10 protein-coding genes are annotated in these 12,061 nt (G+C 41.1%); 4 read left to right on the top strand and 6 right to left on the bottom strand.

Annotation, left to right across the window (positions count from 1 at the left end; all coding sequences use genetic code 11):
* Positions 1-6: 6 nt before the first annotated feature.
* Complete coding sequence (locus tag HMPREF0659_RS04370) at positions 7-690, bottom strand: gliding motility-associated C-terminal domain-containing protein (RefSeq protein ID WP_044045876.1); 684 nt, start codon at positions 688-690, stop codon at positions 7-9.
* Positions 691-1,279: 589 nt separating this feature from the next.
* Here HMPREF0659_RS04370 and HMPREF0659_RS04365 point away from each other — a divergent pair.
* The 3 genes from HMPREF0659_RS04365 to HMPREF0659_RS04355 are packed head-to-tail and all read left to right on the top strand — an operon-like array spanning position 1,280 to position 5,001.
* On the top strand, positions 1,280-2,671 hold the full coding sequence (locus HMPREF0659_RS04365) for an amino acid ABC transporter substrate-binding protein (protein WP_044045984.1): 1,392 nt from the start codon (positions 1,280-1,282) through the stop codon (positions 2,669-2,671).
* A 26-nt stretch (positions 2,672-2,697) separates the two neighbouring features.
* Complete coding sequence (locus HMPREF0659_RS04360) at positions 2,698-3,447, top strand: porin family protein (protein ID WP_013264820.1); 750 nt, start codon at positions 2,698-2,700, stop codon at positions 3,445-3,447.
* A gap of 24 nt (positions 3,448-3,471) precedes the next feature.
* Positions 3,472-5,001, top strand: coding sequence for a peptide MFS transporter (locus HMPREF0659_RS04355; RefSeq protein WP_013264444.1), 1,530 nt, complete (start codon positions 3,472-3,474; stop codon positions 4,999-5,001).
* A 386-nt stretch (positions 5,002-5,387) separates the two neighbouring features.
* Here HMPREF0659_RS04355 and uvrA read toward each other — a convergent pair whose 3' ends face one another.
* On the bottom strand, positions 5,388-8,264 hold the full coding sequence (gene uvrA, locus HMPREF0659_RS04350) for an excinuclease ABC subunit UvrA (RefSeq protein ID WP_013263872.1): 2,877 nt from the start codon (positions 8,262-8,264) through the stop codon (positions 5,388-5,390).
* A gap of 151 nt (positions 8,265-8,415) precedes the next feature.
* Here uvrA and HMPREF0659_RS04345 point away from each other — a divergent pair, with 151 nt between their 5' ends.
* Positions 8,416-8,820: a hypothetical protein gene (locus tag HMPREF0659_RS04345; RefSeq protein ID WP_044045875.1), complete on the top strand. Its 405-nt coding sequence runs from the start codon at positions 8,416-8,418 to the stop codon at positions 8,818-8,820.
* Positions 8,821-8,884: 64 nt separating this feature from the next.
* Here the strand turns inward: HMPREF0659_RS04345 and HMPREF0659_RS04340 are convergent, their stop codons facing one another.
* The 4 genes from HMPREF0659_RS04340 to HMPREF0659_RS04325 form a co-directional block, all read right to left on the bottom strand.
* Complete coding sequence (locus tag HMPREF0659_RS04340; protein ID WP_013264031.1) at positions 8,885-9,550, bottom strand: hypothetical protein; 666 nt, start codon at positions 9,548-9,550, stop codon at positions 8,885-8,887.
* Positions 9,551-9,662: 112 nt separating this feature from the next.
* Complete coding sequence (locus HMPREF0659_RS04335; RefSeq protein ID WP_013264763.1) at positions 9,663-10,040, bottom strand: YccF domain-containing protein; 378 nt, start codon at positions 10,038-10,040, stop codon at positions 9,663-9,665.
* 295 nt (positions 10,041-10,335) lie between these two features.
* Complete coding sequence (locus HMPREF0659_RS04330) at positions 10,336-10,845, bottom strand: nitroreductase family protein (RefSeq protein WP_013263940.1); 510 nt, start codon at positions 10,843-10,845, stop codon at positions 10,336-10,338.
* Between the two features lie 81 nt (positions 10,846-10,926).
* Positions 10,927-11,964, bottom strand: coding sequence for a DHH family phosphoesterase (locus HMPREF0659_RS04325; protein ID WP_013264155.1), 1,038 nt, complete (start codon positions 11,962-11,964; stop codon positions 10,927-10,929).
* Positions 11,965-12,061: the final 97 nt, after the last annotated feature.

The raw sequence follows: 12,061 nt of genomic DNA, 5'->3' as shown, positions 1-12,061 counted from the left end.
CCATCATCATCTCGTCGACTGTGTGTAACCTCTGAGGAGGTTGACATCTCGTCGGATGTGGAACTCTTTGCCGTCAGCTCCTTTGGCGGTTACATTGACGAAGTAAGTTCCTTGGGCAACATCTTTGCCTTTATACTTACCATCCCAGCCACCAGCAGGGTCGTTCCATTCGTATATCTTTTGTCCCCAACGGTTAAAGATGATAGCTTTAAACTCTACAATACTCTTATATCCAGGCTTTGCACGATAGATATCATTGATACCATCTCCATTGGGTGAGAAAGCATTGGGCATCTGTAGGCTACTCTCACTGATGGAGAAACTAATAGCATTGTAGCGTGTTGTGTCATTATTCAAGATTTCATAAAGCACAACTCTCGTTGTTCCTGCCTCTGTAAAGGTGTATTCGGTATTCTCATCATAACGGATAAGGAAAGCCGAACGTGGGTTATTTTGATTGAAGAAGTGCCATTCGTAATGGGTTGCTGCGTCCCTTGTTGTAGGTGGATTGGCTGAGAACGCAATTGTCAAAGGAGCCGAACCAACATAAGTGTCACCTGCGGCAATTGTATTGGTTTCACCATTTGCATCGGTATATTTACCTGAGGGTTGGCAATCTTGTGCCCATGCTATAGAAGAGAGAAGCATAGACACCATTACCCCCAATAGCCTAAATTTATATTGTTTCATTTCAATAGTTCGTTTGATGTTACCTTGAAAAATGTATAATCGTGCAAATTTACACAATTTTTCCCATACAAACAAGTAAATCTATCTGCCTGAATAGGATAATAATATGTATTTCTATCTGATAAAACTTAAATAGTATATTCTCTTGTTATGGCACTTCTTAAGAACTGACAATATTGTATTCTCTTTAAGAAAGGAAGGCTTTATATCAATTCAGTCTTGTTCGGGTGGGGTGTTCTAACTCTTTTTCTAACAACGAAGTGGCTTAGTTCTAACAATATTTTGTAAGGTGTTTAATAGTCCGCACCATTGGTGCTTAGCCTTAGCACCATTGGTGTTGATGCTTCGCACCACTGGTGTTAAGCATCAACACCATGAAAGAAAATGGTAGGAAAGGCTGATTGGTGTCGTAAAATAATATCTAATAAGAGATTATTGGAAACTCAGATAATAATGCTTTATTTGCTAATAATAAATGAAATGCTGTAAGCGTTTTTGTGTTTTTTATCATTCTACATCTTTTGATTACAGATTTCTTTTGTATATTTGCAGTTGTAATTTGTTACTGATTGAAAACAAAAGTATGTTTATGAGAAATTATTTAAAATATCTTATGCTATTTTTGGCTATGACTTTTAGTTATAGCGTGTTGGCTCAAAGTGTTCAATGGCGTGATCAACATAAGGTGAAACGTAAGGAAACTATCTTTGGTATTGCTAAAGAATATGGTGTTACAATTCCCCAACTTCTTGATGCTAACCCTGCAATGAAGCAGGCTGGTTATGAACTGAAGAAAGGTGATTTAATCTTTGTACCATATTCAAAGGAGGGCGATTTCCTTCCAGATGGTTCTGTGAAAGGTAAGACGGATAAGAAAGCTGCTGCAAAGTCTACTGTTGCTCAGGCTCCTGTTAAGGCTGTTAATGCTATCCGAGTTGGTGTTATGCTTCCTTTGCATAATCAAGATGGAGATGGAAAACGTATGGTTGAATACTATCGTGGTATCTTATTGGCTCTTAATCAATTGAAGAGTGAAGGGATTACTACAGAGGTTCACGCTTGGAATGTGCCTAAGGGTGCAGATATCCGCAATACCTTACTTGAGCCAAATGCTTCAAAGTTAGATATTATCTTTGGTCCTCTTTATTCAGAACAGGTAAAACCATTGGCGGACTTCTGTCGTGCGTACGATATTAAACTCGTTATTCCTTTCTCTATATCAGGCAATGATGTAGAAACAAATCCTAATATTTTCCAAGTATATCAGACGGAGGCTTCGTTGACAAACAAGGCGATAGCATCTTTCTTAGAGCGTTTCCAGAAGTCACATCATCCAATCTTTATTAATTGTAAGGATGAGACAAGTCAGGTGGGTGAGTTCACAACAAGCTTGAGAAAGCAGCTCGATTTACAGAAAATCAAGTATAATCTCACAAGTTTAAAGTCATCTAATGCAGACTTTTCTAAGCATTTTGATGCTACTCGTCCTAATGTTGTGATTCTTAATTCAGAGAAAAGTCCACAGTTGAATGAGGTCTTTAACAAACTGGCTCAGCTGAAGAAAGCGCGTCCTGGCATTGCGATTAGCCTTTATGGTTACAACCAGTGGTTTGTTTATCAGGATTATTATCTTGATCAATACTTCAAGTATAACACTTATATTCCATCTACCTATTATTATAATAAGGCAGCGGATAAGACTAAGGAGCTCGAAGCGAAGTATACAGAGCAGTATGGTGAGCCAATGTCAAGACAGTATATTCCACGTATGGCAATCACTGGCTATGATCAAGCAGAGTTCTTTGTACGTGGCTTGAAGGCTAATGGAAAGAACTTTAAGGGTACTGCTGCCGAGGTTAAGTATCGTCCATTGCAGACACGTTATGACTTTGTTCGTGTAGGACAGGGCGGATATATCAATGATAACTTCCAGCTGGTTCACTTCAAGACAGACCAGACAATGGAGAATCTTGTCTATTAAACTGTTGTAGAGAACCTTATTCAAAAATGAAGAATAGAATCTCAAGATTATTAGTTGTTATCCTACTTGCGCTGCCGCTGACTGCTTCAGCGCAGATAGGAGACCATCGTAACGACTTTGCTATTGGTGTAAATGGTGGTTACGTACTCTCTAATGTGGGCTTCACTCCGAGTGTAAGACAATCTATGCATGGTGGAGTAACTGGAGGATTGAGTGTTCGTTATGTGTGCGAGAAGTACTTTAATACTATTTGTTCTATCTATGGTGAGGTGAACTATGCCTCAATCGGATGGAAAGAGAAGATTTTGACTGGTACGGATCAGCCTGTTATCAACTCTAATGGGGCTGCTGAAGCTTATTCACGCACTGTTAACTATATTCAGATTCCGGTCTTTGCACACCTCGCATGGGGGCGTGAACAGAACGGTTTTAACTTCTTCTTCCAAGCAGGACCACAGTTAGGACTCTACCTTGGAGAGTCAACATCAAAGAACTATGACACCCCAAATCTTGCTACTGATGGTACAGGGCGAAGCAATGCGGTAACAGCACAGGAGTCAATGCCAGTAGAAAAGAAGTTAGACTACGGTATTGCAGCTGGCTTAGGTTTAGAGTATAGCAACCGACATGTAGGTCATTTCCTACTTGAAGCCCGTTACTACTATGGATTGAGTAATATCTATGGAAGTTCAAAGAAAGACTATTTTGGCAAGTCTAACTATGGTAATATCGTAGTTAAGGCTACCTACCTTTTTGACATTGTAAAAACAAAGTAATAATTAACCTATAATTTTATCATTATGTTTGAGAACCAACCTAAAGCACTGTATGCATTGGCATTAGCCAATACTGGTGAGCGTTTCGGCTATTATACCATGATAGCTGTTTTCTCTTTATTTTTAAGAGCCAATTTCGGGTTATCTGGTAATACAGCTGGCTTGATTTATGGTGTTTTCCTTGCCTTAGTTTATTTCTTGCCATTGGTCGGTGGTATCATGGCCGACAAGTTTGGCTATGGAAAGATGGTGACTATTGGTATTATCGTCATGTTTGCGGGCTATCTATTCTTGTCTATCCCATTGGGTGGAGGAGTAATGGGTTATGCAGCAATGTTTGGTGCTTTGTTACTTGTTAGTCTTGGAACAGGCTTGTTCAAGGGTAACCTACAGGTGATGGTGGGTAATCTTTATGATGCACCAGAACTGTCAGCAAAGCGCGATTCAGGTTTCTCTATCTTCTACATGGCAATCAACATTGGTGCACTCTTTGCTCCTACAGCAGCTGTGAGAATTAAGGAGTGGGCTGAGCATTCGCTTGGTTATTCTGGTAATGATGCTTACCACTTCTCTTTTGCAGTTGCTTGTGTTTCCTTGATCGTTTCTATGATGATTTATTATGCTTTCCGCAGCACATTCAGACATGTTGAAGCTGGTGCAGGTAAGAGTAAGAAGACTGACACTACAGTTGCTACAGAAGAACTCACCCCACAGCAGACTAAGGAGCGTATCGTTGCACTTTGTCTTGTTTTTGCTGTTGTTATCTTCTTCTGGATGTCGTTCCATCAGAATGGTCTTACACTGACTTTCTTTGCTGATGAGTTTGTTAGTCCAAAGTCAGAGGGTGTGCAAACAATGGCATTTGATGTAATCAACCTTGTGATGATTATCTTCATGATTTACAGTCTAATGTCATTCTTCCAGAGTAAAACTTCTAAGGCTAAGCTGATTTCTACTGTTGTATTCCTTGCAGCCGTAGGAGTATTGGTTTATAAGTATCATAATATTGGTGGTCCTGTTGATGTTAGTGCTCCTATTTTCCAGCAGTTTAACCCATTCTATGTAGTAGCTTTGACTCCTGTCAGTATGGCAATCTTTGGTGCTTTAGCAGCTAAGGGCAAGGAACCAACTGCGCCTCGTAAGATTGCTTACGGTATGATTATCGCAGGTAGTGCTTACTTGCTTATGGTTTTGGCATCACGTGGTTTGCTAACTCCTAACGAGCAGGATGCAGCAAAGGCTGCTGGCGAGACTGTTCCATTTGCTTCTGGTAACTGGTTGATTGGCACCTATCTCATTCTTACTTTCGGTGAGTTGTTGCTTAGTCCTATGGGTATCAGCTTCGTTAGTAAGGTTGCTCCTCCAAAGTATAAGGGTACAATGATGGGTGGATGGTTTGTTGCTACAGCTATCGGTAACCTGCTTGTCAGCGTTGGTGGTTTCTTGTGGAACGACATACCTCTGACAATTGTATGGTCTGTCTTTATTGTACTTTGTCTCCTCTCCGCTGGTTTCATGTTCCTTATGATGAAGCGTTTGGAGAAGGTTGCATAAAGGTAGCCTCTCGCGGATTTAGATTTTATGATATAATAAAAGGCTGAACTCAAAGAAAGAGTTCAGCCTTTTATCATGTAATCATATTTGAATGATCAATATATCTATCATATAAGTAAGTCGATTAGCGTCTTACTATCTTATTATAAGGGTGATAATCCTTCCTTCTTTTTATCCTTTTATCAACGTATTGTTGCCTAAAACATAATGTGCGAACGCCCCGCACATGTTGTGCGGAGCGTTCGCACTAATGGTGCTAAGCACTAAATACCTTGTAATCTATTATTAGAAGGTGTGTAATTTATTATCAAAAAAGGGCTACACAGTCCTAAACACATATTGCTTATTTGATTAGGGGCTTGCTACGCTAAGTTATAGAAGTTCATCTACTTTAGCTTTTCAGCTAAATACTTACCTGTCAAACTCTCCTTGCAGCGAGCCACCTCTTCTGGTGTAGCAGCTATTACGAGGTTTCCACCCTTATCACCTCCATCAGGACCAAGGTCGATGACATGGTCAGCACACTTGATGACATCAAGGTTATGTTCGATGACTAATATCGTATGTCCACGTTCGATGAGCGCATTGAAAGCATGCAGTAGACGATCGATATCATGGAAGTGTAGACCTGTTGTTGGCTCATCAAAGATGAAGAGTGTTGGCTCTTGCTGTTCTTGTCCAATGAAGTAGGCAAGTTTCACACGTTGGTTCTCACCGCCAGAGAGGGTAGAAGAACTTTGTCCGAGTTTGATGTAGCCTAATCCAACATCTTCCAAAGGCTTCAATCGGTTGACAATCGCTTTGCGTTTGTGCTCACTGAAGAATTGGATAGCCTCAGACACAGTCATGTTCAAGACGTCGTTGATATTCTTACCTTGGAACTGTACGTCAAGAATCTCACGCTTAAAGCGTTGTCCGTGACACTCCTCACATTCTAAGACAAGGTCTGCCATAAACTGCATCTCCACTGTAATGACACCCGCACCCTTACATTCTTCGCAGCGTCCCCCCTCTGTGTTGAATGAGAAATACTGTGGTGTAAAGCCCATCTGCTTTGATAACTGCTGGTCAGCAAATAGCTTTCTGATTTCGTCGTATGCTTTCACGTAAGTCGCAGGGTTAGAGCGTGTACTCTTACCGATAGGGTTTTGATCTACAAACTCAACGTGTTTAATCTGCTTCCAGTCACCTCCAAGAGAAGAATATTCACCTGGTGTGTCGGCAACCTCATCCAAATGGCGTTTGAGGGCAGGGTAGAGTATACCTTTCACAAGGGAAGACTTTCCGCTACCACTGACTCCTGTCACTACAGTAAAGACATTCAGAGGGAACTTTACGTCAACACCCTTAAGATTATTCATGCGTGCTCCCTTCAATTCTATCGCCATATTCCATGGTCGACGACTTGTAGGTGTTTCGATAACTTCCGTTCCTGTGAGGTATTTAATGGTATATGAACGGGGGTACTGCTCCAATAATTGCTGTGATTGGGTATTCTTTTTTTCTTTAATGCCTCCCTCTATTCGCTTGATATCAGATACTTTACCTTCGAAAACAATCTCTCCGCCAAGTCTACCTGCATCTGGTCCAACGTCAATCAAGTAGTCGGCAGCACGCATGATTTCCTCATCATGTTCCACGACAACCACTGTGTTACCTAATGCTTTAAGTTCCTTCAGTACATGAATGAGGCGGTCTGTATCTCGACTGTGCAAACCAATGGAAGGTTCGTCAAGTATATAGAGAGAACCAACGAGAGAAGAACCAAGGGAGGTTGTGAGATTGATGCGTTGACTCTCACCACCACTCAATGAGTTTGATTGGCGGTTAAGAGTGAGATAGCCCAATCCTACATCTAAAAGGAACTGCAAACGACTTGTTATCTCGGTCATCAGTCGCTTACTGACTTCCTGTTCATGCTCTGTTAGTTTCAGATTGTCAAACCATTGTTTAAGGTTGATGATTGGCATATCAACGAGGTCGGTGATAGCCATGCCACCTATCTTCACCCATGTAGCCTCCTTCTTTAGCTTCGTACCGTGGCAGTCTGGACAAACTGTTTTACCACGATAACGACTGAGCATGACGCGGTATTGAATCTTGTATTGGTTCTCTTTCAGCATTTGGAAGAAGGCGTCAATACAGATACGGTCGTGAATGTCTTTCTTTCTTTCGCTTGGTAGACCCTTCCAAAGGCTTTCCTTCTCTGCCTTTGTTAGCTCAAAATAAGGCTTAAAGATAGGGAAGTTGTCTTTTGCAGCACGTCTGCAGAACTCATCTTTCCATGCTGCCATCTTCTCGCCGTGCCAACATTGTACACAGCCATCATAGACAGAAAGAGACGAGTCAGGGATAACTAACTTCTCATCGATTCCGATGACACGACCAAAACCCTCACAAGTCGGGCATGCACCGAGGGGAGAATTGAACGAAAACATGTTGTCGTTCGGTTCTTCAAAGCGTATGCCGTCTGCTTCAAAGCGTGTGGAGAAATCATAAGTAAGCTTAGCTGGTAGAATCATTAACTGCATATTGCCGTCGCCCTCATAAAAAGCGGTCTCGCAAGAGTCAGTGAGTCGGGTCAGTGTATCTTTGGAGTTGTCAACTGACAAACGGTCAATAACGAGATAGATATTCTTTGCTTTATCCTTTGCCGTGCTTTTATTGTCATCATCAGCAGGGTTTTGTTCAAGCCAGTCTTCTATGCGGATAAAGTCATTATCTACATAGATACGTGCATAACCTTCCTGCATCTCCATCTCAAGTTGGTTCTGTACGCTTCGCCCTTCAACGATGTGAAGAGGAGCAAGGATACAGAACTTTGTTCCTTCTGAGTAGGACATGACTTTCTCAATGACGTCTTCAACGGAATGATGCTTTACCTCTTCGCCAGTAATAGGACTAAAAGTCCTACCAATACGGGCATAAAGAAGACGGAGATATTCGTATATCTCGGTAGAAGTGCCCACTGTTGAGCGTGGGTTACGGGATATAACCTTTTGCTCAATGGCAATAGCAGGGGGGAGTCCTTTGATAAAGTCGACCTCAGGTTTAGACATTCTGCCTAAGAACTGACGGGCATAAGCAGAAAGACTTTCCACATATCGGCGTTGTCCTTCAGCGTAGAGTGTGTCGAAAGCAAGCGATGACTTGCCCGAACCTGATACGCCAGTAATGGCAACAAACTTACCTTGAGGGATTCTTACATCTATATTTTTTAGGTTGTTAACCTTAGCTCCTTTTACCTCAATATATTTATTCATATTTTTCAACTTTATTCTACATTTATCCTTACATACTCTTAAAAGAGATTTAAAGGATTAATCGCAATATGCAAAATTACAAAAAACTTTGGTTCTTTCTGATATTTACTTTATATTTGCACGCGATATTTGATTTTAAAAGAACACAATTATGAGAGTTAAGAAATTATTGGTTATTGCTTTGTTAGCCCTTCCAATGATGGGTATGGCACAAAGCTCATATGAGCAGATAGGTGAATCTGCAAGCATTACACAGTTTGAAAACAAGCAGAATAGCGCAGCTTACCAGCAATGGTTAAGCCAGTATGAAGAGTGTGGTCGTCAGATCAATGCAATATCTGAGCAGTATCAGCGTGAGGTTGAGAAACGTGGCTATCCAAAGAAGAAGACTGTCAAGGCTAAGATGGCACTTGTAAATCAGTATATCAGTTTGTTGCAGCAGCAGCGTGATTCACCAGAACTGAATCAGGGTGTTGATCTTGACAAGGTGAATAGTAAGATTACTATGTGGCAGGAACAGCTTGAAGGTTTGGCTGCTTTGCTGAAGAAGATTTAAATCGTATTATATTGTAATATTAAAAGAGCTGTAACCGCTTTGGCAGTTACAGCTCTTTTTTGTTTTATTGCTCTTCACCATCAGTGTTAAGCAGAATCTTTTTATTTCCTTTCTTTGCTTCGAAATAAGGTGATTCATCTCTTAGCGATATACTGTCATAGATGAAAGGTGCAATAATAGTATCCTTACCGTCAGGAAGTATCAAGCCAAGTTTACCATCTAATTGGGCTATGAGCGGCATTGTTAGTAAGTCGTCAACATAGACATAACAAGTACGAAGGAACTCATACTTCGGTTCAACGAGTGTACGTCCTCTGTGATCGAGAATACCAAACTTTCCTTTTCGTTCGATAACCTCATGATACTGAATATAAATCTCACGTATAAGGTTCAGATACTTCACCATCTTTCGTTTATCGTTGACCAATGTTACAAGGTAATCGAAGGTGTCAGAGTAGTTTGCCATAGCACGAGCTAAGACAATCTTCATGTCTAATCCTTTGATAACCTTGCGGTTCAAGTCGATGTATCGTGCAATAGCAGCCTCCTTTTCCTTCATCGGTAGGTCTTTCAGATGCTCTTCAAAGCGTAACATCTGTTGTTTGCTGCCGTGCATGGCTTTGATGTATCTATGTATCTGTCGCCCCATTTCGATACACACGAAATGGCGAATCTGCTGCTCCTCTATAGGGTCAGCGTATTCCTGGTTGAAGTTGTCTTGCGTAATCATGGGCTTTTTCTCCTTTGTTTTTGCCAAAGATACTGACTTTTAATAGTTCTACCAAGGATTTAAAAGAATTTAATTCAAATGTTTTTGAAATGTCTTTATTTTCGGCTTTAGACTAAAAGTTAAGCTCAACATCTTTACCAAATGGCGCAAGGGACAGGCCTGCCATTTTGAAGTGTTGCTTGGCAAAAGGAATACCTATAATCGTGATGGCAAGAAGTAGTCCAAAGAAGATGTGGATAAGACATGCCCATAAACCACCAAAGATTATCCAAATGATATTGAGTGGAATGGTGATACAGCCTGAAAGACTTTCTCCATCTCTCACTTCTGCCCCAAAAGGCCATAGGCACAAGAGTCCGAGCTTGAATGTTTGTACTGCAGCTGGTATGCCGATAATGGTGATGGCAAGTGCTAAACTACCTGTGAAATAACCGATAGCAGCCTCTAATCCGCCAAATATCCACCAAATGATGTTTCCAAGAATACGCATAATTTATTGTTGAATTAAGATGTTAAAGTGCAGAGGACTCCTCTGCTTAAATGTTATAAGGTAAGTTCCGAATCTAATTCTACCAACATCTTGCTTTCGTTTCAGCATCATGTTGTGTGGTGTGGAGCGTTAACACCATTGGTGCGAACCATTAGCACCATTGGTGCGGAGCATCAGCACGTCGCTTGAAGATAAGAAGAATGATTCGTTATGGTCGTTACATTATATGTATAAGATGCTAATGAATAACCTATGTGGGATATGTAGAATAGATAACAGAAATCGTTTATAAGGATTATATGAAGTCTGTAATTTCTTCTAATGTCTTCCGCTTCTTCTCATTCGTTGGACAGTCGTCAGCTATGTGGCCGATAGGAATGATGGCAACAGGCTCAAAACCTGTATATGGAAAGGTCTCCTTTAGTTTGGCTACATTAAAGTTACATACCCAACAACTACCTAAGCCTCGCTCTGTTGCAGCCAAGCAAAGATGTTCAGTAGCAATGGCAACATCAATATCGCCATGCTGCTTGTTGTCTTCTTTGCGTATCCAGTTCTTTTCAACCTCACGCATACAAATGATGTAGAGCGGTGCCGACTTGAACCATTCGCGGTCGTAGCATTCTTGTAGTTGCTTGCGTGCCTCATCCGACTTCACTATAACAAACTTCCATGGCTGTTTGTTGACAGCCGATGGTGCCATACGTGCCACCTCAAGGATATATTGTAAGTCTTCTTCTGATACAGGGGTGTCACTATATTTGCGTACAGAAAAGCGTTTTTTGGATAATTCTAATATGTTCATAACCTGATAAATATAAGCTTTCCAAGTGGATTTAGCTATGAAGTAATTTGTTATTTATACTCTCGCTATAAAGGATTTTATTTATTGTAATTCCTCTTTATAATATAGTATTGCCTTGATAGCAATCTGTTCAGCTTCCTCGATGGTACAATTTAGTCTTCCACCTGATGCGTCAGCGTGACCACCACCATTGAAGAATTTTGCTGCCATAGGTTGACAGTGGAAGCCATTGCAAGAACGAAGACTCACGAGTACAGTCTTAGGTTTCTCTGTATCTTCTCGCAATGAGATACTTAGTTTGAGTCCTTTAATCTGCTGTGGAATATTAACAAGTCCTTCCATGTCACCCTTGATGAAATGGAACTGTGCCATTTCCTCTTTTGTTACGGTATAATAGGATGCGTGCAACTCTTCAATCACCTTCATTTTATTGAGGATGATGTGTGCACGGAGGCGGAGGGCATTGGTAGAGTAGTTGTGGAATACACGGTTATAAATCTCGTCCTTATCAATGTTCTTTGCAAGAAGCTGACCGATAATATAGAATATTTCTGGGCGTGACGAATTATAGGTGAAGCCACCTGTGTCGGTCATCATACCACAATAAATGCAGGACGCACATTGGGTTGTCATCTTCTCGTAGCCATCTAACTGACTAATCAGACGGAAGACAATCTCACATGTACTTGACATTTCTGGATGTGAGACTGTCAATGCGTTGTTTGTTTCAGGTTCTAAGTGGTGGTCGATGAGTAGGCGAGGGGCTGTGGAAGACTCCAAAACTTCTTGCATTGCATCTACACGTGAGTTTTGGTTGAAGTCAAGACAGCAAACGAGGTCCGCTTCCTTAAACGCCTTCTCAACCTCCTTTGGTCGTCTGTCATAACGAATAACGGAATTATGTCCTGGAAGCCAATGCAGGAAGTCGGGTGTAGCGTCAGGCATACATACCTTGATATTGGTCTTACCAATTTGGTTTAGGTAATGCATCCATGCCAGTGAAGAACCTGTTGCGTCACCATCTGGTGACTTGTGCGCACAGATTACTATGTTTGTTGCATTGTAAAGAAGATTGCGAAGTGTTGCAATCTCTTCTTGATTTAGTAGGTTTAATTCCATTATAGCTGTAAGCTTTGGTGTGTGTTTGAAAGGTGTTTGGGTTGTTATACCCGATGTGTGTAGAAATGAGAGAAATAAAAATCCCTGCCTGGATACT

The sequence above is a fragment of the Prevotella melaninogenica ATCC 25845 genome, from assembly GCF_000144405.1.
Taxonomy (GTDB): domain Bacteria; phylum Bacteroidota; class Bacteroidia; order Bacteroidales; family Bacteroidaceae; genus Prevotella; species Prevotella melaninogenica.
The sequence above is the reverse complement of the archived record's forward strand: the minus strand, read 5'-3'. Positions and strand labels throughout refer to the sequence as shown.